This is a genomic window from Amycolatopsis sp. 3B14, from assembly GCF_050958625.1.
Lineage (GTDB): Bacteria > Actinomycetota > Actinomycetes > Mycobacteriales > Pseudonocardiaceae > Amycolatopsis_E > Amycolatopsis_E thermoflava.
The window spans coordinates 1-23,816 of sequence record NZ_JBHZEN010000084.1; the positions used below are offsets into that span (position 1 = coordinate 1).

10 protein-coding genes and 2 pseudogenes are annotated in these 23,816 nt (G+C 68.0%); 5 read left to right on the forward strand and 7 right to left on the reverse strand.

The features are described 5' to 3' along the window. On the forward strand, positions 1–433 hold a 433-nt coding region (locus ACCP09_RS36170; RefSeq protein WP_433753391.1), incomplete at its 5' end, for an acyl-CoA dehydrogenase family protein. Further along, the gene (locus ACCP09_RS36175; protein WP_433753393.1) at positions 430–1,506 is read left to right on the forward strand and encodes an acyl-CoA dehydrogenase family protein; all 1,077 of its coding nucleotides are present in this window, start codon (positions 430–432) and stop codon (positions 1,504–1,506) included. The genes ACCP09_RS36170 and ACCP09_RS36175, both read left to right, overlap by 4 nt. Positions 1,507–1,576: 70 nt before the next feature. On the opposite strand, the gene ACCP09_RS36180 is transcribed toward ACCP09_RS36175, so the two are convergent. The 4 genes and pseudogenes from ACCP09_RS36180 to ACCP09_RS36195 all read right to left on the reverse strand — a co-directional run bounded on the left by ACCP09_RS36180 (position 1,577) and on the right by ACCP09_RS36195 (position 5,226). Then, positions 1,577–2,350, reverse strand: a complete 774-nt coding sequence (locus ACCP09_RS36180) for an enoyl-CoA hydratase (protein WP_433753395.1) — start codon at positions 2,348–2,350, stop codon at positions 1,577–1,579. Next, the gene (locus tag ACCP09_RS36185; protein ID WP_433753397.1) at positions 2,347–3,387 is read right to left on the reverse strand and encodes an enoyl-CoA hydratase/isomerase family protein; all 1,041 of its coding nucleotides are present in this window, start codon (positions 3,385–3,387) and stop codon (positions 2,347–2,349) included. The genes ACCP09_RS36180 and ACCP09_RS36185 overlap by 4 nt, the downstream gene beginning before the upstream one ends. Continuing rightward, a pseudogene (locus ACCP09_RS36190) lies at positions 3,384–4,360 on the reverse strand (acyl-CoA dehydrogenase family protein). Before ACCP09_RS36190 ends, ACCP09_RS36185 begins: the two are co-directional and overlap by 4 nt. Beyond that, positions 4,360–5,226, reverse strand: coding sequence for a 3-hydroxybutyryl-CoA dehydrogenase (locus tag ACCP09_RS36195; protein WP_433753399.1), 867 nt, complete (start codon positions 5,224–5,226; stop codon positions 4,360–4,362). Before ACCP09_RS36195 ends, ACCP09_RS36190 begins: the two are co-directional and overlap by 1 nt. A 292-nt stretch (positions 5,227–5,518) precedes the next feature. On the opposite strand from ACCP09_RS36195, the gene ACCP09_RS36200 reads away from it, so the two are divergent. Beyond that, on the forward strand, positions 5,519–5,962 hold the full coding sequence (locus ACCP09_RS36200) for a hypothetical protein (protein ID WP_433753401.1): 444 nt from the start codon (positions 5,519–5,521) through the stop codon (positions 5,960–5,962). Between the two features lie 1,257 nt (positions 5,963–7,219). Here ACCP09_RS36200 and ACCP09_RS36205 read toward each other — a convergent pair. The 3 genes from ACCP09_RS36205 to ACCP09_RS36215 form a co-directional block, all read right to left on the reverse strand. Next, a complete protein-coding gene (locus ACCP09_RS36205) occupies positions 7,220–13,075 on the reverse strand; it encodes an AAA family ATPase (RefSeq protein WP_433753403.1) in 5,856 nt (1,951 codons plus the stop codon). A 120-nt stretch (positions 13,076–13,195) separates the two neighbouring features. Beyond that, entirely contained in the window at positions 13,196–15,628 is a 2,433-nt protein-coding gene (locus tag ACCP09_RS36210) for a hypothetical protein (RefSeq protein ID WP_433753405.1), read from the reverse strand. Beyond that, positions 15,625–21,684 carry a DEAD/DEAH box helicase gene (locus ACCP09_RS36215; RefSeq protein WP_433753407.1) on the reverse strand — a complete coding sequence of 2,020 codons (6,060 nt, stop codon included), beginning with the start codon at positions 21,682–21,684 and terminating at the stop codon, positions 15,625–15,627. Before ACCP09_RS36215 ends, ACCP09_RS36210 begins: the two co-directional genes overlap by 4 nt. Before the next feature lie 1,075 nt (positions 21,685–22,759). On the opposite strand from ACCP09_RS36215, the pseudogene ACCP09_RS36220 reads away from it, so the two are divergent. Together ACCP09_RS36220 and ACCP09_RS36225 are read left to right on the forward strand one after the other, a co-directional pair. After that, positions 22,760–23,023: pseudogene (locus tag ACCP09_RS36220) on the forward strand (hypothetical protein); the annotation flags it as partial. Positions 23,024–23,115: 92 nt separating this feature from the next. Next, positions 23,116–23,811: a DUF2397 family protein gene (locus tag ACCP09_RS36225; RefSeq protein ID WP_433753409.1), complete on the forward strand. Its 696-nt coding sequence runs from the start codon at positions 23,116–23,118 to the stop codon at positions 23,809–23,811. Positions 23,812–23,816: the final 5 nt, after the last annotated feature.

Genomic DNA, 23,816 nt, shown 5'->3' on the forward strand with positions numbered 1-23,816 from the left:
GACCGGCGGCAGGGCCTTCGACCTCGGCGTTCTCGCCGTGGCCGCGCAGCTGCTCGGCGCCGGGCAATGGCTGCTGGACGCCTCGGTCGCCTACGCCAAGCAACGCAGCCAATACGGCAGGCTGATCGGCGAATACCAGGCGATCAAACACCTGCTCGCCGACGTCGCCACCCACCTCGAACTCACCCGGCCCCTCGTGCACGGCGCCGCCGTCACCGGCAGCCCACAGGACATCTCCGCCGCCAAAGTCAAAGCCGGCGACGCCGCCTACCTCGCCGCCCGCACCGCCCTGCAGGTCCACGGCGCCATCGGCTACACCGCCGAACACGACCTCGGCCTCCGACTGACCAAAGTCCGGGCACTGGCCGGCGCCTGGGGCGCCGGGGCGTTCCACCGCGAGCGCATCCTTCGGACGATGGCGGGGCGGCGATGAACGGAACGGATCCGAGGGAAACCGACGAAGCCCGCGCGTTGCGAGAGGTCGTTCGCGCGTTGCTGGCGAAGAGGTCGGGGCCGGCCGAGGTCCGGTCCGCGATGGAGTCGCCACTCGGCTACGACGACAAGCTGTGGTCCACCCTGTGCGAGGACATCGGAGTGGCCGGCCTCGGCATCCCCGAGGAGCACGGCGGCCTGGGAGCCGGGCTTGCCGAGGTCTGCGTGGTGCTCGAGGAACTGGGCCGGACCCTCACCCCGTCGCCCATGCTGGGCTCGGCCGTGCTGTCCGGTCAAGCCATCCTGGCCACCGGGAACGACGACGAGTGCCGGCGATTGTTGCCCGGCATCGCCGCAGGCAGCACGATCGCCGCCCTGGCGTGGTCCGGGGAGGACGGCTCGTGGGCGCCGGACCACCCGGCGTGCCGTGCCCGAGACGGCCGCGTCGACGGCCGGGCGCATTACGTCCTCGACGCCGCCCATGCGGACGTCCTGCTCGTGGTCGCTCGCACCCACGACGGCGTGGGTTTGTTCGAGGTTGCCGTCGATGGGGCGAGCCGGGCCGACGTCACCACGATGGATCCCACCCGTCGGCTGGGGACTGTGGAGATGAACGCGGCACCGGCCCGGCGTCTCGACCTGGGAGATTACGGGCCGGCGCTGAGCCGGGCGCGGGATCTGGTCACGGTCGCGCTGGCGGCCGAACAGGTGGGGGCCGCCGCGCGGGCGTTGGAGCTGACCGTGGAGTACAGCAAGCAGCGCCGCCAGTTCGGCAGGCCCATCGGCGGCTTCCAGGCGCTCAAACACCGGATGGCCGACGTCCATGTCCACGTGGAAGCCGCCCGGTCGGCGCTGTACGGCGCGCTGACCGGAGACGATCTGCCGGTGGACGCGGCGACCGCGAAGGCCGTCTGCTCGGAGGCGTTCGAACACGCGGCCGCGGAGATGATCCAGCTGCACGGCGGCATCGCGATCACCTGGGAGCACGACGCCCACCTGTACTTCAAACGCGCGCACGGCAGCGCACAGCTCTTCGGCCGGCCCGCTGGATTCCCTGACGCCACCAGCGGATAACCGGCCGGAGCGACCGCCGGGCGGCGGGCCTGGCCCGTGGGGACCAGATCCGCCGCCCCGGCGAGTTGCGTCAGCGGTCCTGGAAGGACGGTGGTCGCTTCTCGATGAAGGCGGCCATGCCTTCCTTCTGGTCCTGGGTGGCGAAGGTGGAGTGGAAGACGCGGCGTTCGAACAGGATTCCCTCGGACAGACTGGTCTCGAAGGACCGGTTGACCGCTTCCTTGGCCATCATGGCGGCGGGTTTGGACATGCCCGCGATGGTGCGGGCGACGGACAGCGCTTCATCGAGGAGGGTGTCCGCGGGGACGATGCGGGAGACGAGGCCGGCGCGTTCGGCTTCCTCGGCGTTCATGGTGCGTCCGGTGAGGCACAGGTCCATCGCCTTGGCCTTGCCGGCGGCACGGGTGAGCCGCTGGGAACCGCCCATGCCGGGGATGATGCCGAGGGTGATCTCGGGCTGGCCGAACTTCGCGGTTTCGGCGGCGAGCAGGATGTCGCAGATCATGGCGAGTTCACAGCCGCCGCCGAGGGCGTAGCCGGCGACGGCCGCGATCAGCGGGGTGCGGACCCGGGTCAGGGCGTCCCAGCCGGCGAACCAGTCGGTGGCGTAGACGTGGCTGAAGCTGTGCGGCTGCATCTCCTTGATGTCGGCGCCGGCGGCGAACGCGCGCTCGGAGCCGGTGAGCACGATCGCCCCGATGGTGGGATCGCGGTCGAGTTCGGCTGCGGCGGTGGTGAGTTCGGTCATCATGGCGAGGTTCAGCGCGTTGAGCGCGTGGGGGCGGTCGAGGGTGATGAGGGCGACGCCGTCGTCGCCGCGGTCGACCCGGATGGTGTCGGTCATCGGTTTCCTTGCGTGAGTAGGGAGAGGTCGCCGTGTGCCGGCGGGGCGAAGAACCTGTCGACCAGGGCCGGGGTGACCTCGCCGAGTGTGGCGGGTGACCAGCGCGGGTCGCGGTCCTTGTCGATGATCTGCGCCCGGATGCCCTCGGCCAGGTCCGGCGCGGTCAGGCTCGCGCAGGCGATGCGGTACTCCTGGGTGAGCGCGGCCTCCAGGCTGGGCAGCGCTCGGGCCGTCCGCAGGGCGCGGAGCGTGACCTTGAGCGCGGTCGGGGATTTGGCGCCGATCTCCTTGGCGACGGCGCTGCACCCTGCCTCGTGCAGCCGGTCGAGGATCTCCTCGACCGTGTCGGCGGAGTAGCAGGCGTCGATCCATGCCGCATCGGCGGCCAGGCCGCTGTCCGGGGGTGCCTGCGCGAACATGCGCACGGCTTCGCGCGGCTCCCGCACGGCGAGGGCGGCACGCAGGTCCGCCAACCGGTCGCTGGGCACGAAGAAGTCGGCGAGTCCGCAGTGGATCGCGTCGGCGCCGGACAGGTGGGCGGCGGTGAGCGCGGCGTGCGTGCCCAGCTCGCCGGGGGCGCGGGAGAGGAGGTAGGTGCCGCCGACGTCAGGGGTGAGCCCGATGCCGGTTTCGGGCATGCCGACCCGGGAGCGCTCGGTGACCACCCGCAGGGATCCGTGGGCGGAGACGCCGACCCCGCCGCCCAGCACCAGCCCGTCCATCAGCGCCACGTAGGTTTTGGGGTAGCGGGCGATGTGCGCGTTGAGCCGGTACTCGTCGGCCCAGAAGCCGGGTGATGCGGTGCCGCCGGTGCGGGCGTCGTCGTGGATCGAGCGGATGTCGCCGCCGGCGCACAACCCGCGCTCGCCGGCGCCGTCGATCACGACGGCCCGCACGGTGTCGTCGTACTCCCACCGGGTGAGGGCGGCGTCGATCGCCCGGACCATGGCGTGGGTGAGGGCGTTGAGCGCGCGAGGCCGGTTGAGCGTGATCCAGCCGACGCCGTCCCGGGTCGTGATGAGGACTTCCGGTGTCATCGTGCCAGCAGGGCCCGCGCCATCACGATGCGCTGGATCTGGTTGGTGCCCTCGTAGATCTGCGTGATCTTCGCGTCGCGCATCATGCGTTCCACCGGGAAGTCGCGGGTGTAGCCGGCGCCGCCGAAGAGCTGGACCGCGTCGGTGGTCACCGACATCGCCACGTCGGATGCGTAGGACTTCGCCGCCGAGGCCATGAACCCGGCACGCGCGTCGCCGCGCTCGGTGGCTGCCGCGGAGGCGTACACGAGGTGCCGGGCGGCCTCGATCTTCGTGCCCATGTCCGCCAGCATGAACTGCACGCCCTGGAACTCACCGATCGCGCGACCGAACTGCTTGCGCTCCTTCACATACGCCACCGCCGCGTCCAGCGCGCCCTGCGCGATGCCCAGCGCCTGCGCCCCGATCGTCGGCCGGGTGTGGTCCAGCGTGCGCAGCGCCGTCTTCAGCCCGGTGCCGGGCTCGCCGATGATCCGGTCCGCCGGGATCGTGCAGTTCTCGAAGTAGATCTCCCGCGTCGGCGAACCCTTGATGCCCAGCTTCTTCTCCTTCGGGCCGACCGAGAAGCCCGGGTCGTCCTTGTGCACCACGAACGCCGAAATCCCGTTCGACTTCTTCGGCGCGTCCGGGTCGGTCACCGCCATCNNAGCACCAGCTTCTTCAGCTCGTCCGACGCCGACAGGATGATCGGCTGCGTGCCCAGCTTGTTGACCGCCGGGATCAGCGACGCCGACGCGTCGACCCGCGCGACCTCCTCGATCACGATGCACGCCGCGATCGCGTCCGCACCCTGCCCCTCGTACTCGTCGGGGATGTGCACCGCGTTGAAGCCGGCAGAGTTGAGCGCCTTCAGGGCTTCGTACGGGAAACGCTCGTTCTCATCCACGTCGGCAGCGTGCGGGGCGATCTCCTTCTCCGCCAGCGCACGCACGGCAGCACGCAGCTCCTCGTGCTCCTCGGCCAGCCGGTACATCAGGCGCCCTTCCCGTAGTCGTAGAAGCCACGGCCGGATTTCTTCCCGTACAGGCCCGCGTCGACCATGCGCAGCAGCAGCGGTGGCGCGGCGTAGAGCGGCTCCTTGAACTCCTCATAGAGGGAGTCGGCCACTGCCTTGAGCGTCTCCAGCCCGATCAGGTCGGCCAGACGCAGCGGGCCCATCGGGTGAGCGCAGCCGTGGACCATGCCGTTGTCGATGTCCTCGGCGGCGGCGAACCCGGACTCCAGCATGCGGATGGCGGACAGCAGGTAGGGGACCAGCAGGGCGTTGACCACGAAGCCGGCCCGGTCCTGTGCGCGCACGACCGTCTTGCCCAACGCGCCGGTGGCGAAGGCCGCGGCGCGTTCCGTTGTCTGGTCCGCGGTGAGCAGGGACGGGATCAGCTCGGCCAGCGGCAGTACCGGCACCGGGTTGAAGAAGTGGATGCCGATGACCTGCTCCGGCCGGCTCGTCGCCATGCCCAGTTTCATGATCGGGATCGACGAAGTGTTGGAGGCGAGAACGGCGTCCGGCCGGGTGACGACCTTGTCCAGCCTGGCGAACAGTCCGGTCTTGATGGTCTCGTCCTCGGCGACCGCCTCGATGACGAGGTCCCGGTCGGCGAACTCGTCCAGGTCGATCGTGTAGGACAGGCGAGCACTCGCCGAAGCGCTGTCGGCCGCCGACAGCTTCCCGGCCCGCACCGCGCGGTCCAGCGACTTGCCGATGCGCTCCCGCGCCGCGGCCAGAGCCGCTTCACCGACCTCCGCGACGACCACGTCGAGTCCAGCCCGCGCACACACCTCGGCGATGCCCGACCCCATCAGGCCACCGCCGACCACACCCACCTTCGAGATGTCCATGACCTGGAGATTAGTAGGGCATCAAACTGTTGGACATAGGAGTATCTGCGATCCGTCTCACAGACGGCGCGCCGTCCTCGAAGCGGCGAATGCGGACCTGCGCTGCGGAGTTCAGCTGCCAGGCGGCGTTGGACATCGAGGTCGACCTGGCCTTGTCGCACCCAAGGCTGCCGCGACCGATGGCTGGGGGTGCCGTGCTCCGAGGGCTGGTTCGGACGTCTACTACCGCTGCCTGGCACGCACGCTGACGCCTGGTTCCGAGGCGCTGGCTGAGCACCCCCGGACCGTCAACTTGCCGGAAGGCGACGTGGTTGCTGCGCTCAACACCTGGATCGGCGAGCTGTTCCGGCGGGAGAACGTCGACCGAACCGAAGCGGCGCTCCTGGCCTCGCAGGCGGGGGAGCGGGGGTCGGCGGACCACGAGGTGCTGAAGAAACGAGCGGCGGATGCGGAGACGGTGTTGAAGCGTAACCAGGCCGCGGTGGCCGTGACCGATGCTGAGATACACGCCATGATCGACTCGCTCGGTGACGTGGGAGCGAAGCTGACGGAAGCCGACCTGGGAGCGCTCAATCAGTTGTACGGCGAACTCGGCGTAGGGCTCCTCGACGAACCAAAGGGGCGCACCGTGATTGCTACGGTGTCGCCCCGTGTGGTTAGCGCGTGTCCGAGGGGAACTCGAGCACGGGTTCGTGGCATCCGTGCGTGGGATGCGTGTTCATGCTACGGACCGTAGCCGTATTCGGCGGTGTGGCGCCAGCGGGTTTGGTCCATTTCCTGAACGTATTATCAGGCGCGCGGAAGTTTTGACTTCTTTGCTGCGGGGAATCTGGATCTTTCGGCCTGTCGGGGCATAGCAGAATCGACAAGGCGGATACTAGCAGTCGCTCATAAATATCGCCGAAGAGAGGAACTTGTGTGCCTTAACGGCCGTAGCAATGCTTGAATCTCAGTCCGGTGGAGGGCGTGCAGATGTAGGCATGGTTACGAGCAGGTGGCGCGACTTTCAGTTCCGCTCCGACGCCGAGGAGGTGTCCAGTTTCGAGGCCAGATGCGCGGCATGCTCGTAGTCGCCGGTGGTATCCGCCCACGTCGAAATCCGGGCGTACACATTGCCTCTGGTGTGGAGACAATGCACCTGTTCACTGCGTGAGCCTGAATTTTCAGCGAGAGTTACCGCCTGGTGGGCCGCGTGCGTTGCTTCCGGCCATAGTGCACGATGTGAATACAAGGTCGCGAGGAAGTGGAAAGCTGAAGCACGGACTTGTGCAGTCGCGGCGCCCGCAGGAGCCTCGGGGACTGAATAGAGAATCTGCACGGCCTCCTGCGCTCGCCTTGTTGGATCAGTGCCTCTCCAAGACGTGTGCGCGCGTCCGACAGTAACGGGGAGCCTCCGGTTCTCTCGAGCAGCGCGACGAACGACGCACAGGGAGATGGCCTCGTCCACTTTGCCGACACGGCGGAGGATCTTCACCAGCTGTTGCTGAAGCTCCAGATCGGCTATTGCGTTCCTGCTCTCCCCGGTGACCTCGACAGCCACCCGATCACCACAGCGCCACGCCGAAGAGCCGCTTGGCCAATCGACCGGTCCTTGTGAAGGGCGGCGTTCCGCACATCACGGGGAACCGGTCGACTCACCACGGCCGACTCGCTCGGACCGGACCTGACTCGTGCCAGCTCCAGCCGTGACGTGGACGTGGCCTTGGACGACCGTTCTGAGACATCGGCCAATTCCACAATGGTACGCGACAGAGGCGCTCGCTATTAGTCAGGCCGGCGGCGATGAGCGGAGTTTCGGCCCGCAAACGGTCACCCAAGTGCAAGGTACCTGCTCGTCGGCCTCCGGCGTGTGGGCTGACTCACCCGCTCCTTTGACCAGTTGTCACAGCGTCACCTCGGCGGAAACCGTCTTAACGCAGCAGCTTCAGCTGGCTCCGGTGCCACCGCATGAGTTCGTGCAGTGACACCGGGGGCGCTCCGACACCACACTCTGTTAAATTCGTTGGCTCCAGCATCGCCGGAGAACCGGCTCCGGCAGGTGCAGGCCATCATCACCGACTGCGAAGACCTGCAGCAGCACGAGGCAGTCGACCAACGCAGCCGTGTCTTCCGGCACAACCATCTCGGCCGCCGCAACAACCTCCGGCAGCAGTAGCCCGCGGGGGCCTGCCAGGTCTGAGATAGCGTCGTACGCCTGCCCCAGTGCTGGATCGGCCAGAAGGCCCGATTTCTCGACGAAGTCCGCCGCACCCGCCGGTGCCGCGAGTCTGCTCTCGATCGCCTTGATGGCCCGGCTCTCGCTGTTGCCCTTTCGGACTAGGGCGGCGGCCTCCTCGACCAGTACCGGCCAGCCACCGGTGACCGTGAGTAGGAGCTCTTGGCGCTCGTCTCTCGTGAACATCTCGCCGTCAAGCGCCCACACGCGCAGAGATGCTCTGCTGAAGCGGCGCAGCGACACCATCCCCACGGAGGTGTCATGCTCCGACGTTGCCTGGGCCTCCAGCCATAGAGGCAGCTGCGCCGGCCCAGCGACGATCACCGCCGAACGGGTGACCCCGCCCTTTTCCGGCCACCGGTTCCTCGCGTCGGTCAATGCCTCAGAACAAGCGTCCGCCCGTGGCTCAAGGGTGAAGAGATCCGTCATGACCACTCGTCGGGTTCCTGGTACCCCCTCGACGAGCTGGTCGTGGAACTGCGAACGACGTGTGATGACGGGAACTGTGAACTGTCCGGTGGCGCCGGTCGCCGCCCGGATCGCTTTGGCGACGGCGTCGATACCGGTTGCCATCGAGCCGAGCACGACCCTGACCTGGTTCGTGCGATCGCCGACGATGTCGTCCACCTGGCCGGCCGTCAACGGCGAACGCCGCCCGTCCGGCAGGGCGAGACGGGTCTCGAGAGCGATGAACTCTTCGGGGATCGACAGGGTGTCCGCCCCGGCCAGCTGCGTTTCGACGTCATCTTGGGTGCCGATCATCCTGAGCACGTTCGGGCTGCGGAGGTGCCAGCCCCGAGCGTCGTTGTTCGGCGCCAGCACTCCCAGGCCGACCATTTCGTGCAGGTAAGCGCGGAAACCTTCCACGTCGAGCTTGCGGAAGCCGGCAGCCCACCAATCGAGGCACTCGTCGCGCAGCTGCCGATCCGAGAGACGTGAATCAAGACCGTGCTCGTGAGCGTGCTGAGCGAGGACGTTGGCGATCACGTTGTAGCGCGGGTCGAGGTGCAATGTGTCGTGGAACGCGTCGCGGATGTCCGCTTTGAGATCGGCGTGCTGCTCCACCACCTCGACGTCGTTCTGCGTGATGACGTACGGCAGGCCGCCCTCGCCACGCCGCTGCTGCATGGTCTCCACCAGCCTGTTGCCGAACATCTGGAGCAGGAATGGCTGGTAGGAGCAGAATCCGAGGACACGGTTGACGAGGTCCACGTCGGCGAATGCGAACCCGAGCGCGCCGAGGGGCCGCGTCAGCAGGTCCGAAGCGAACTGAGGACGCAGCGGCCCGATGACCGTGGGCCGCTGGGCGAGGTGGCTGAACGGCCCGTTTCGGGCGCTCTTCGCCCAGCGCTGCACCGAATGCAGGCCGGCGAACACCACCTTCACCGCGCTTTCGCTTGCTTGGCCGAGGTCCTTCAGCCTGGTGGTCTGGATGAACGTCGGCGCGTCGGCCTCGAAGAAGCGATCGGCTTCATCGAGCAGGATCAAGACCCTTCTCTGCGGGTTCTCCTGGACCCAGCGCAGTAAGTTGGCGCGGACCACCTCGTGGGTGTCCGTACGCTGCGACCCCCGGCTGGAGATTACGCCGCGGTCGACGAGCTCACGCTTAAGGTGTCCCCATACGAGGTCGGCGCCGATCCCGGCGTTCCCGGTGATGCCGAGCGTGTCGAGGCTCAGGTAGATCGAAACGTGCTCCCCGGACGTCCGCTGGCGTTCGAACTTCGCTCCCGCGGCGCGGAGCAACGCGCTCTTGCCCAGCCCCCGGCCACCGTAGACGAGCTGGGTCCCGTCCGGGTCGAGCAAGCTGTCGAGCTCGGTGTTGCGCCCGTAGAACATCTCCTGCGCGACCAATCCTCGCTTGTGACGGAGGTACGGGTTCACCGAGGAGAACGGCAGCAGGACGCTCATGGTGGCATCCATCTGTCGGTTGCCGTGCGCGGCGAGATAAGTGAGCGCGGCGTCGTCGAGCACCACGATCGCTGCCTTCCGGCCGACTGTTCGCACGGCTAGTTCTCGACGGGTTTTCGCGCTCATCGTGCCGAAGTGCGCGATGAGCAGACTGCCCTGTGCGGGATCCTGGTCGGCGTGGCTCAGCAGGAGCTCCGCTCCCGGTTGGCCCCAAGCGAGCAGCACGCGCAAGCGACGGTTGAGCTTGGTGCCGAAAGCGGGCACCAGTGCCTTGCCCACCACGTCGACTTCGGTGATGTCGATGAACCGGCGATCGCGCCACGGCTTGAGGTCGGGTAGTTTGTCGATGCGCCGCGCCTCGATACCCGCCAAGCGCAGCGCCGGGAGGAGCTGCTCGCGTTCGCTGATGTTCCCGCGTTCGCGGGAGCGTGTGATGTCCCGCCACCCGGCGAGCGCCTGGGCGACGACCTCCGGCTCGACGATCCTGGAGAAGTCGAGCACCGGCGTCGAGCTCAAGCTGCCGCGATTGCGCACCACCCCCAGCAGCTTCTCCGTGATGCCGTCGGGAAGAGCTTCGGGGACGGCGGGGAAGAACTGGGTCAAGTCATCGCGCTGCTCGACGTGCGGCGGGGGTTCCCCGATCTCCAGGAAGTAGATGAGTTCTTCGGCGGTGGAGAGCTGCCCGTCCCGGATGAGGCGGGTGACGCGATCCACGGTCTCGCCGTCCGCGGTACCGATCCTGGCGAGGCGGTCCTCGAGCCGCCGTCCCGATTCCGACCGGTAGCGCGGCAGCAGCTCCGCCACCTCCTCGAGGGTGCGGCGCACGGCCAGCAGGTCCCGACCGCCGAGCCGGTTGGACGCGTCTGCGAGGCGGCTGGTCAGCTCGCCGTCCTGCTCGTCGGTGACTTCCCCGTTGAGCCGCGCACGACGCAGCTCCGTGGTCAGCTGACCGTGGAGTTCACCGAACGATTCCCGGCTGACGTGCTCCGCGTTGTGCACGGCAACCGCGTCGCCGGACAGGTCCACTCGCGATCCGTCGAACTCCACGAGGAACCCGTCCTCGGCAGCCTCGATGGCGAAGCGCGCAGCGTCGAAGTTCTGGGCTTTGGTGAGGTCCGTTATCGCCGCACTCCAGCTTCGTCGCGACGCGACGACCAGGTCCTCGATCCCAACGGTGTCCGGGACACTGACCTTCCCCAGAATGTGGTTGACCGACGCCTCGGGCACCTTCAGCAGGTCGACGGACAACGCCAGCGCAGGAGAGGGTTCCCGCGCCGACAACGGGAGTCCTCGCTCCAAGAGGTCGAACGTGGCAGCCATCACCCGGGCGCCACCTCGTGCCGCGGCCGCGACCATCGGGTCGTCGTGCTCGCCGCGTTCGGCGAATGCGGCGAGCACGGCGTCCCGGCGGGCCAGCATCACGGCGCGCATGTCGGAGACCTCGCCGGCACTCCACTCGTCCGGCCGGCTGGTTCGCCCCACGGACACAACGGACTCCGCCCAGCCCGTCAGCGCCTGGAGCGCCTCGCTGGCCAGGTTCTCCAAGTCGCGGAGACCTGCTCCCTCGATCGATCTCCCGCTGTTCCCCTTGAGCTTGCGGTCGAGGACAGCGATCTGTTCCTTGACGAACGTCGGGTCTCCGAGCTTCCGCGCCAAGTCCAGGACCGTGTCGACGGCTTCACGGTCGTCCTTCGCCGCAGTGGTCAGCGGCTTGCCGATCAGGCCGTCCGGCGCCAGCCAACGCTTCGCGATGTCCGTGGCACGCTTGAACCGGAGGGTCCGCGGCCGCAGCACTCCCTTGGCGGTTTCCGCCCGGGCGGAAAGCAGGCGTTCGACCTCGGTGACGTCGTTGAACACCTCCAGCGCTGCCGAACCGGCGAGCACTCCGCGCAGGGCACGCTTGCCGACCTCGGCCGCGACCTCCGAGAGGTTCGGCTCCACTCGAGCGGCCACCTCGGCCAGCAACGCACCCGCCAACGGTGCCCCGGTCACCAACGCGGTGCGAACGAGTGCCGGTACCGCGACGAGGAGGGACGCGGTCTCGGTGAGCGCGACGCCGGCGTCTAGTGCGTCGAGCTCCGAGCGCAACGCGACCGCGCATGCACCGTTCTCACTGCGCACCACGTAAGCCAGGGCAGCGACGCGGAGCACCGGCAACGGGGTGACCGCCGGCTGTGCGGAGCGCTCGATCAGTTCCGCGGCCATTCCGAACCGGGACGCGGAAATGAGGTCGGCGATCGCCTGAGCGGTCCGGAAGTCTTCCGTGTCCGGCGAGCCGGTCCGGCCGTCCAGCACCACGTCGGCCTCCGCCGACGTGGTCACTTCCACGGGCGCCACGAGCGGGGCCGGTTCTACTGGATCGGCCCCGGTGAAGGATTCGGAAGCAGGAACGGCGGGTGCCGCGTCGAATGGGTTGTCCTTTTCCTGCTCGGCCGACGGACGCTCGTCGCCGACCGGCTCCGCCTGCGCCTTGGGTTCCTCCTGGGTTCCGGCTGCCTCGGGGCCCGGTGGCTCCGCGACCACGAGCGCTTGTGCCTGGAGAGCAAGCAGCGCCAGCTCCGGACGGGCCGACGTCAGTTCGTGCACCAGCGCGAGACGCCGCGTGTCGTCGACATCGGAACCCGCCAGCTCGTTCAAGTGGACGAGTACACCGGCGCTGGCTCGGCTCCCGTCGCTCCAGGGCTTCTCCGCCAGCAGATCGGAGATGCTCGTCCGAGCCTGGCGCAGCAGGCTCGCGAGAGCGGGTGACTGCTCCGGGGCCCGCAGCCGCAAAACGGCCAGCAAATCGTCTCGGAGAGACTGATCGCCTGCGTCGGAAGTAGACCGCTTGATGGCTTCGTCGACGGACACAAGGCTTGCGTCGTCCGCGTGTACACCTGCCGTGGCCAGCGCCGCGAGCACGGCTTCGAATGACTGAGCGGCGTGGGTGACGGTGGCGATGTCCTCGGGATTGGGCAGGCGGTGTTCGTGCAACGCGGAGACGAGCCGTTGCGCAGCGGCTAGGGCGTTTCGCAGGTCGACTTCGAGGTCGTCGCGCATGTTGCTTAGCTCTTCGAGCGAGAGCGGTGTGCCGTCTCCAGTGCCTTCGGCGGTGTCACCGGCTTCGTGGCCTGGGGGCTCGGCGGAATCCCCGTGGTCGGCCACGATCACTTTCCTCCCGCCGATCTGGTAGTCGGGTGACATGTCCACTACGTCCTGCGCGGCATGTGCGATGGCGGCGACTTGTTCGTCAGTGACTCCCTCAGGGGAGAACCAGGGTTGCCGAGCACTCCAGAGCCAGCTTCGGGCATCCCGGACGGAGGCGACTCCGTCGGCCCACACAGCGGCTCGGGCGAGCCCTGGCCTCGCTTTCGCGATGGCTTCGCCCGCGGCTTCGGGCTCAGTTCCGAAAGCAGCGCCCAGCAGGTGTTTCCGGATCCCCGCAGTCAGTTGGACGATCGCGTGGCGCTGCGTGTGGCCTTGGTGCCGCCGGAGCAAGGTGGCCACGTCCTGGGACAGCGCGGGCGTGATCTTCCTCGGACGCAACTTGAGGCCGAGCAGGTGCAGCACTTGCTCGCGGTCGTCGAGCGAGATGTCGTTGAGTGCCCAGCCGACCTCGTCGCCGGTCAGCTGCGACACCACGGCCGCCAGTGGATCACCGCAAGCGCTCAGTGCGTCGGAGAGCCGCTGCAGCGCGACGTCCAGAGCTTCATCCTGCCCGGACCGGTAGCCAGGGGGATACCGCACGGGATATGGATCTCGATCATCACCGTGGTGGCAGGAATGCCGATGACGTCGGGTGACCATGGTACCTCCGAATGCGAGAAGAACGGCGGGGTGCAAGCGCGCGGTGCTTCGTCGGGCACCTCAGTGCTTCTTGGGCCGTGCGTAGGTGAAGTGCTCCGGGAGTTCCGCGGGACCGTCGTACCCTCCCGCCGCCCAGTCCTCCCGGTAGGCCTGTCGTGCCTGTTCCGAGGCACGCCTGCCGCTCTTGCGCAGGTCACGCAAGTGCGGTGTGATCGGGCTTCTCCGCACCCACTTCTGATCCAGCCCGGCACGCGTGGAAGGCTTCGACCGCCGCGGCTGGCCTTCCCGCACCGCCGGCTCGTAGCGGACCACCGGGATCACGTAGTCGCCCGGCACCGGTGGGTAAGCCAGATTCCCAGCGGCGTCGACACTACCGTCGGCGGCGCACAGCCGACCCGATGCGACCAGGTCGTCGACGACATCGGCGAGTTCCTGCGGCATCTCCAGGCCTGCTTCGCCCTCGCCGTGCACGAGGGTAGGCAACGCACTGCAGGCGACCACGGCGCATCCGCGCTCATCCAGCAGACCGCGAGTCCGGATGGCGAAAACCACTCGCTGCGCCAAGGTGAGCCGGGCGGATCGGCGTGCTTCCTCGGACCACTGCTCCGGCCCGATAAGCCGGGCCTCCTGCGGCGCGGCGGAAGCTCGGACCGGCTTGGGCTCGATGGGGATGATGTCCCTTGTGAGAGCCCGCAGGTCATAACGGTGATCGATGGTGAAGCCGTCCACCTCAACCGGTTTTTCGAGCAGGGTCGTGTTCACCTGCACCTTGCTGCTGCCGTGAGCCCACCGGCAGGAGAGCAGAAGCCCGGGGAAGAACTCCCAGACTGGCCAGGTCACCTCGCGCAGCCGGGGTGTCGCGAGCAGCTCGACTTCCACGTGCTGCCGCTCGTGGGTGGCGTCGAGGTCCCGGCCGTCGTGATCGAGGATGAGCCGTACCCGGACCCCGGTGTCGATACCAGCCGATCGCATCCGAACGGCCACGCGCTCGGGCACCGGCAACCAGCCTTGTTCCAGGTGCTTGGCCCGCAGCGCGAGCTCCCAGCTGCTCTGGCTGTCGGTGACCACGGGGTCAGCATTGAAATCATCGAAGCTTTCGGGGATCTTCGGCGCCGCATCCGGTGCCGGCTCCTCCTCCGCGCTCGCGTCCGGCCCTTCGGCCGGCCCGAGAACCTGCACGCTACCTCGCCAACCGAGCCCAAGCGCGTCGTCGGGATCGATCCGCGCGAAATCACTGCCCGGGTGCTCGGCGCGCCAGACCCCGCCCCCTTGCCAACGGTCGTCGAGTCGGAGGTGGACCCCGTCTCGCAGCAGTCCGGTTGCCTCGTCGCCGTCCCTCGCCACGTACTGCGTGACAATGGTGTTGAAGTGGCACACCGCGGCCGGGTACTTCAGTTCGTTGAGCCGGTCGCCCGCGTCTTCGATCTCCTCCAACAGCCGGCCGACCGTGGTGTAGCTGACAGTGCGTCCCGAAGCCCAGCGCCCCCGCCGGGACGGCAGCGGGCTGCGGTGCAGCTGGGCTAGCAGCGCATGCATGTCCTCCCCGCCCAGTGGTCCGCGATCGTCGAACCGTGCGGAGTAGGCGCGACGGCTGAAGGCGTAGTCGCCCCACATGTGGAGCAAGGGTTCTCGGGCCGGGTCACTGAGGCCCACCAAAGCGGCGCGAATCGTCCGCATGATCCCGAACAGTGCTGCTTGGCGTTCCTTTGAGCCCGCGCCGTCGCCCAGGAGATTGCCGAACTGCATCGGCAGCGCGGCGCTCATCAGCTGGCTACGACCGCAGGTGAGCAGGTACCGCACGTACAGCGCGCAGTCGTCGAGGTCTGCTTGCGCTCGTGATTCGTACTGGGCTTCGACGATCAGGTGACCTTGGTGGTTCAGGACACGCTGTTGCCGACGCAGCCGCGCGAGTTGCTCCCTGGTACGCGACAATCCGCTGCCGAACGCGTTGAAGTCGACCACCAGACGCTCTCGTAGCACGGGCGGTGACAGTTCGTCGATCTCGCCAGGCCCCACCGCGCCCGCCGGAGCGCCGGACAGCCAATCGGGGAGGGCGCCACCGGGCCCCAGCTCCGGGTGAGCACCTTCCTTGTAGACCACTTCGGCGAACAGCGGGTCCGCACCGGCCACGATGTTCACCATCGCGCCGACGGGAAGTGCGTCGGTTGTGGATCCGACCTTGATCCTCGGGAACCCGAACAGTTCGACCTGGCCGCCGACGTACCCGCCAGCACCCAGGTCGAACCCGAAGTAGGCGGCGTTGAAGGCTACGTTCACGTGCACCGGCGTCGCGCGTGCCTCGACCAACGCCGCCAAGTATCGCTGGAGACGCCCGAAATCGGCGGCGGGTGTCCTTTCGGGACCCAAGATCATCTGCGGCGTGATCAGCGGCTCGTGGACGTACGGTTCCCACGGACCGGTTTCGTCGTCCCGGTCGAGCAGCGGAGCATCGTGCTGATCTGCCGGGCCGGGGGGCGTGTTCGCAATCGTCATACCGGTATGCCTTCGTCCCTCACTGGGTTCACCGGCCGCCATCGACCCTGGTCTTGAACAACACGTCCGATTTCCGCCAGGCGAGCAAGCGCGGCCTCCACTTGCGTCAAGGTGACCAGCGGGTCGACACCGAAGTGGCGCGACGAGGTCAGTGCCGCCGGTAGCCGGACCTGTGTTCGCGTTCGTGGGTTGAAGAACGTGTTCTCACCACGCAACGCGCGGTGGATGTTCCGAGGGTGCACACCCTGTGGTGCCGCGGTCAGCATCCGGAACACTTGCTCCTCGAGGCGACGGCGTCGGTACGCTACGTCCGCGGCACCGTCGCGTCGCTTCCAGGGATCCGAGTTGAGCGCTTCTCCTGTGCGGGGCTCGGTCTCGGTCAAGGGTATTTCCGCGAGTTTCCAGCATGCGGAGCAGCGGTTGCCCGCGTGCGTACAGCAGTCGGCGGGAACTTCGGCGCCGAAGTAGTCGGCCAGCAGCTCGTTGGCGCAGACGGTGTCCTGTTCGAAGAAGCTGTGCAGCAGTTGTACCTCTTCGAGTGCGCGCTCACGGCCTCCGGAGACGACCGCCTCAAACCCGCCTGGGACCGACGACAAGCCGATCACCCGGATTCCTGTGACCAGCCTCCGGCTCGGCGCCGCCGAGACGTCTAGCAGGCCACGGTCGTGGAAGTCGGAAAGCAGCTGCCAGGTCGCTGCAGCGTCCTCGGCCAGCTGCCGGTACCCCGCCACGTGACTGGCTAGCATCGCGTCGAGCCCGATGACGGACAGCTTGCCGCGCCAAAGTGAGTCGACTCCGCTTCTCCGAGCCGGAAGAGCGAGGACAGCCTTGACGACCGCCACCTCCAACGCGTCAGTGTCGGCTGGGACCGTCGGAGTGAAGACCAGCTCGCCGACCTTCACTGCGCAATAGGGCGGGAAATCCCCGAGGTCCTCAACCGCGCCGAGCGTGACGAGAGCGTTCAATGCCCGCAGGACGCCGGCGCGGTAAGACTCACCGGTGTGGCGTCGGCGAGCGTCCGCTTCGCTCAACCTCCCTGCGGCGACGTCCTCTGCGAGAAAACTGTCGGCGAGGAGTGCCGCGTCCACTACTCCACTACTTCTGAGCACAGCCGCCGCCATTCGGCGTAGCAGGGGTGGGGGAAGGTCGGCGCCAGCCATGAACCGGGCTGTCCGAAGCCCACGACTGGTCAAGAGCGCGAGACCGACGTTGGCAGCCACGGGCTCTTCCCCGCTGACGGCGGGCTTGCTCGGACGTCCGGCGGCGTCGCGCCCGGCTCGCCCGATCTGCTGGTATAACGCAGCGATGTCAGTGGGCGCCGAAGTGCAGAAGACGGTTCGCACGTCGTCACGGTCGACACCGAGGCCGAACGCCGACGTCGCAACGATCACCAGCGGCGCGAATCCCTCTTGTCCCTTGCGAGGCGCCTCACTGAACTGCGTCATCACCGAAGCCTTCTCCGCCTCCGTGAGACGACCGTGGAAGCGCAGCACGCGGCCTCCGGCCTCGCCGAGGTAGTCGCGGAGGTGGGCGTGCATTCCCGTAACTTCGCGCACGGTCAAGCAGTAGAAGATGGCATGGCCGTCCAACCGGTCGACCACTTCTTCGGCGAGCAGCGCGGGCCAGGCGGGCTGGGCCCGGTCGATACGGCGCCGGAAAATGGCTAGTTCGGGCCGTATGGGGTTGTCACGAACCGTGACCAGCGCACCGGTCGCTGCCTCAGCGCTCTCATCCGCCGCGTCCGACCCCAACCCGAACACGCTCGTGCGAAGTTCCGCGTGAACGGCTCGGTTGGCCGTCGCCGTGAGCGCTGTGATGGGTAGGCCGTATTCGGTCCGCAGCTCGGCCAAGAGCCCAAGTGCCCGGGTCATCGCCGGGCGGAAGTCGTCCCATTGCACCACAGTGTGTGCTTCGTCGATCGCGACCCGCCTCACGATCCCGTTTTCGACCGCGCTCCGGACCAGCTCGCGGAACCGACGCTGGCACAGCCGTTCCGGAGATACGTAGACCATGCGGATACCGTGGTCGGCCCGGCCTTCGAGCTGTTCGGCCACCTCGGTCTTTCCCGTTCTCGAGCTGGACTCGCGCAAGGGTGCGACCAACGCGCGGACCGCTCCGCCAATGGTCCGGTTCAACGCGAGGGCCTGGTCGTGCATCAAGGCCACCAAAGGTGACACGACGATCGTGACGCCGGGAAGCACCAATGCGGGCAGCTGGAAGCAGAAGCTTTTGCCAGCCCCCGTGGGCAACAAGGCCAGGACGTTTCGCTCGGCCGCCACCGCGCCGATCACCTGTCGTTGGGCTCGGCGGAGCTCGGCCGGCTCTTCGGACAACTTCAGCAGGCCACCGATCATTTCCGCGCGGCTGAGCACCTCGGCCTCCAAGGTGCCCGCGTTCCGGTGCTGCGTGACTTCCTCCGGTTTCATGGCCAGGTCACGAATACGCAGGGTGTACGGCAGGACGGTGTGCAGGGACAGTTCCGCCTCGGTACACAATTCATCGGCACGCTCGGCCGTCAGGAGCCCGTGGTCGGCGAAGAAGCGCCAGATCCGGGACCAGCCGTTGGCCATCGTGGTGACGTTGCCACCGCCGCGTTCCCCGGTCCTGGGATCGTCGCGGAGCAGCTCGTCCCCCAGCGAGCCGAGGAAGGTCCGCCGGTACGCGCGGCGGATCGCTGTAGCACCGGCCAGTTTGCGGTCGCTGATGACGACCACTCCGCGATGTCGCTCGGAGCGGATCAGCCGCCCGACCGCCTGTCTGACCTGCAACGCGGCGAGGGGCAGGTAGTACCGCTCGGTCGCGACCGCTTCCGGGTCCTCGAGACGCCGGCTCTCGGCCCGCGCCGCGACTGCGGCGTGGCGCGCTTCGACCAGCGGTGCTCCGAACGGTGCGAACGGCAGCTTGTTGATCCACACCAATCGCAGGCGCTCTTCGTCGGCAATGTCCACGCCTTGCCAGAGGCCCTTCGTTCCCACCAGGAATCCGCCACCGGCCGCCGGGTCGGTGAACTTTTCGACACTGCGGGCGTTGCCGAGCACCAGTGATGAATGCACCGGCGTCTCGAGTGCGCTCCGGCGCAGGTTGGATGCGAGGTGTTCGGCGATGCCGCCCGCCGTCGACCGGGCAGTGGTCAGCACCAGACCTCCGCCGTCGAAGCCACCTCGGTGCGGATCCCCCGCCGCCGGGCGGATCATCTCACGCGAATACCCCGCAAGCTGATGGGCGACCGTGCGCATCGCCGCGTCCCCCTGTTCCGACCACGAGGGGAAATCCGAGAAGCAGACCAGCTCCACCTGCCGGCGGAGATCGAACGGCGTGCTCAGCTCTAGGGTCGGGAGTGTGGCGGGAAGACCGAGACGCGAACGCAGAAACGACCAATCACCGGCGACGGTCAGAGTGGCGCTGAGGTAGAAGGTACGCGCACACGCGCTGGTAAACTGCCGCCACGCCGGTTCCGCCGGAAGCTCGATCGGGCTCGTCGCAATCTTGAACCGGTAGTGCCGGAGTTCCCCCTGCAATTGGGCCAGTTCCTCGGCGTACACCAGCCGGTTCGACGTTCCCGGTGGCAGGGGCCCCAGCTCGCCCGCACCGGCCCGCAACGTCTCGTCGTCGAAGTCGTCGTCGACGACGTCGTCGGCCTCGAGCACATCGTCCACCGGCAGGTGCTCATCTGCGGCCTTGCCCGCCTCGGTTGCAGCCGTGACCTCGACGAACAGGAGATCGTCCAAGTCAGCGCAGACCTCGTTAAGTTTCTCCGTCAGGTCGGTGGCCCGGGTGAGCAACGCCTTGATCCGCTCGGCCTCGAAGAAGGCCAAACCCGGCTCGTCGACGTCCAGATACGACCGCACCGTCGAAACCACGTTCCCCAGGAGCTTGCGGAGTCTTCGCAGGAGGCTGGACACCTGACGGGCGGCCGCGACTCCGGCCTGTCCGGCGTATGCGCTGGCCAAAGTCACCGCCCGGGAACCGAGGAGGACACCGGCGCCGGTCCCACGGCTGTCGAACGCGCGCGAGACGACTCGCGGAAGTTGTTCGTGGTCCAGGAAAACCGATAGTGCATCGACGGCGGCCCGGACGCGACCGCCGTCGGCGCCGGCGACCGAGCGGCTCCAGACCACCAGCTCGCTGTGGACGTCTTCGACGGCCGCGTACTCGACGTCGCTGGCGAGGGCCGACGTCGCGGCGTCTTCGAGCTGATGGGCTTCGTCAAGGATCAGCATCAGATCGGCACCCGCAGTGCGGACGTGCGCGAGGTGAGCGAGCAGGAGGGCGTGATTGGCGATCACCAACCGATGCGACGACAGCGCTTCGGCAACCGTGTCGGTGTGCACGGCGAGCGTCGTGTTCGCGCCTGCCGCGTAGTCGCCGTTCGCCGCCTGGGATAGGGACCGCAGCCATCCAGGCACTGCCCCGTCGCCATAGGCTACGAAGAAAGTGGGAAGATCGACCGGGTCCACTGATCGTGCTGTCCACGAAGCTGGGGCCTGCGGTGACGAGACCAGCCTGAGCAGCAGGAAGACGAGCAGCTCCCGGTAGCGTTTCTTGGCTAGGAAACGGCTTCGAACCTGGTGGCCTTGCCCGCCGCCGGGACGGCCGACCGCGGTCGCCTCGGCGAGGGCCGAGACCAAGCCACGGAGCGACAGCCGGTTGGCCTGCCCTTTGACCACGTCCGTGCTTGCGACCAGGCCGGGCACCGTGTCTTCGAACCGCACGACGTCGTCGGCCAGCTGCCCCTGCAGCTGCTTGGTGTACGTCGCGATGATCGACGTCCGCTTCGAGCTGCCCGACAGCCAGTCGAGGGACGCTGACAGAACGGCGTAGCTCTTCCCGGTTCCTGTCGGGGCCTCGATGAGGGCACTCGTTCCGCAATCCGCCCAGCCGTGCAGAGCAATTGTCATCTCGTCCTGCGCCGGCCGACGGGCCGCGCCTCGGCCGTGGGACAGGGTCGCGAGGGCGTGCGCGTCGACCCGCCCCGAAGCATCGCGCAACTCGGGTCCCACTTCGAAGGCGGCACCGGTCCGTACCCCTGCGCGGCGCGGCCGGTGGTCGGCGAGCAGCCGGGACAAGGTCGCCGCTACTTCAGCGTGCCCGTGGCCTCGCGGGGCGGCCGTGCCTCCGCCTCGGCTTCGCGCAGCTAGCCGCCCCACGAGCGACCACGCGGGCGAGTCCGCGCACGCGGAAGCCACGAGACCCCGGAGATCATCGGGCCACCCCGCCACCGTGTCCGCGGCGTGCATGAGGACGCGAGCCAGGAGCGCGCAGTCATCACTCGCGTCATGCCAGCGCAGATCGCTGTGCGAGACACCGAGGTCGGTTGCCAGCGGGCCCAGGCGGTGCGTGCGGGCGTTCGGCCACAGCGCGAGGGCCAAGTAGTAGGCGTCCACCAAGGTGTATTCCGGTGGCTTGACATCGGCGCGCCGGAAGGCGTTCTCAAGGAGGACGAAATCCGACTCGGTGCCGTTATAGGCGACGAGCGAATCAGCTCCTTCGCAGAAGCCGGCGAACTCCTCAAGCACATCACCCTCGGGGAGCCTGTTCTCGGCGTGTCGCTTTGCGACCTCCGCTGACGTGAACTTCCAGGTGGCGTTCGGCAGTTCAACGTACCGGGAGAAAGAATCCCCTTGGGCCGCCCAGGCATCATCTGTGCCGATGCGGCGTGCCCCGATTTGGTAGATGCACGTCTCGGTGTACGGCTCGGCGGCGATCGGCCGAACCATCGACTCCACATCGACGACCACAGCCCGCAAGAGGCCGGCACCCGGGGCGGCCGGCTCCGCTGGTTCTTGCGGTTCCGCGGAATGACCGACGAGAATCCGGCCACCCGACTCCACGAGGGCGCCGGCCGCGAAGGCCCTCTGCAGGAGTTCGGAAAGGACGCGGGGCCGCATCCGGAACCGCCGCTGGACCAACATCTTGATACCGGCCCGGTCTAGCGGACCGTCTTGTCGAGCAAGCAGATCGACGAGCCTGCGGACATCAGGCGGGAGTGCGGTGCCGGTTGCTCCGGGCGCCTCCCGGTCGGCCCCCGCCGCCATCCGTTCCTCCTGCTGAACCACGCGATTCGACCCTGCTCCCTCGCTGGGGGCATTTCCGCCACCGTCCCGACGACATGTAGATCGCCACAACCGGTAGATCGTTTCAATCCGTCAATCACAGTTCAGTCACGCCCGAACCTGCGCCGCACCGTGTACCAGTGCCCCATGAACACGCGATGTTCTCGGCACCTCGGCACCTCGGCACCTCGGCGCGACGCGGTGAGAACTGCGACGTAGCGGTCCCGAGCAACGCTTGCCGTGGCGAACAGCTGAGCCGCCCCTTTCAGAAGCACTCGCGCCGACATAGTGGCCCAGAGCCGGTCAAGCTGGGGACTCGCTCGTACATGACATCTTTTTGTCTACTTCCGCGGAACTGGACGCATCGCTCATCCCGCATTCGCCGCAAGATCACCCCTTCGGCCGATCGCAACATCCCTACCAGCGGCAATACTGCGAACGCAGGACACGTACGCGCGGCGCACCGAGACTCGCGGGCGGCCCGCCCGGCGTGGGCTCGCAGTTCTTGTCGGTGGGCAGCCCCATACTGGCGCGCCGGTAGTTGCGGGAGTTGCCGCGACAGCTGTCCACGCAGGGAGGTCCTGTGACCAAATCGAGGGCCCCACCAGACCCGTCACAGCACTGGTGGCGGCAGGTCATCGCGAGCGATTGGGCAGCTTTTTCGCAGCACAACGACCTGGTTCGTGAGAGGTATTCCGCGTTGCTCGCCGCGCTCGAGGAGCTGAGCGCTCGCGGCCCCCACTCGACGCTCGGGACATCGGGGAACGGCTGCGCGCGGTTGGGTTTCAAGATCCGCTGACCGAGTCGAACTGCGCGATCTGCTGGACCAGCTCGCCCGGTGGGAGTTCGCGAAGCCGTTCCGTGACTTTGCTGCTCCGCTGCGGAACTATCACGGTGTCATCAGCCGGCAGGCGGCCTGGGCGCTGACCCGCCGCGGCCGTGCGATCGTCGCGGCCGTGCGCGCTGCGGTGCTATCCGCCGATCGCGCGCTCTAGCTGCCGAGCCGGCTGGTCGACAGCGTCGAAGACACGATACGCACGGGCTGCTCGACGCTGACCTTGCCAACGTCGAAACGCGCATCGCGGAACTTCAGCGCGTCACAGCCGACTTCTATGACGCCCTCGGCCAGCTCGGCCAGTCGGACGTGACGAAGGACGACGTCTTCGACGGCAACCGCGATCGGGTCGTAGAAGCGCTGCGGCAATTCGCCCGCGAGTACGGTCGAGCGTTCGTGCGCGTCGGTTCCGCCCTCGAGGCGCTGCGGCAAGTCGGCCACCAGCGCGTCGTGCAATGCGCGGTCAAGCACGCCGGACTGCTCGATCCGGCCGCGCAGCAGCACTGGGTGACCGACCGCGTCGCTCTGCTCTCCGCGCTGGAGGCGTGGTTCGTGCCCGGCGCCAGTCTGCGCCGGCTGGTCGAATCGGCCTATAAGCGGTGAACACGCTGCTCAATGCGGTCGATAGGCGGTACAACGCGTGGTTGCGCGGCTCGGATCTCGCGGTGGACTTCCGACTGCTCGCCCAGTCCCTGCACCGGCAGCCGGACGATGATGCAGCCCGGCAGGTGTATGCGGCGGCTTTCGGGGATTGGCCCGCGTGGCACGTCGTATCCGGTCCGGCCGAGGAGGACGTCGAGCACGCCACCAGCGCTGCGGCCGGCCAGGCCTCGTTCGGCGTGGATCTGACCCTGCGCGAACATGAGCGGCACGGCCCGGCGGGTGGACGCCCGCGCAAGGTCGTGGATGCCAGCGCGCAGCGTGAAGCGGCCTTGGCGGAGGCCGCCGCCCGGGCCGAACATCGGCGGCGCTGTGCCGCGGCCCTGCTGACTCCGGGAGAGGTCGGGCTCGAGCACTTCGCGGGCCTCGACTGCGAGACGGCTGCCGCGCTCTTCGACGCGATCCAGCTCGCCTTGGACACGGTGGAGTCGGCGACAGGAGTCGGGCAGGCCGAAGCGGACGAGGCCGGGGTGCTGGTGAGCGTACGGCTGGCCGGCCGCGGCGAACAGGTCACCGTGCCGCTGGCCGAAGGCGACCTGACCGCGCCGCGGCTGCTCGTCACGGTGGTCCCGGCCGGGGCCACGATGTCGAGCCCGGAACCGCCGGCCACCGGCCGGCCCAGGAGGGGCGCATGAAGCAA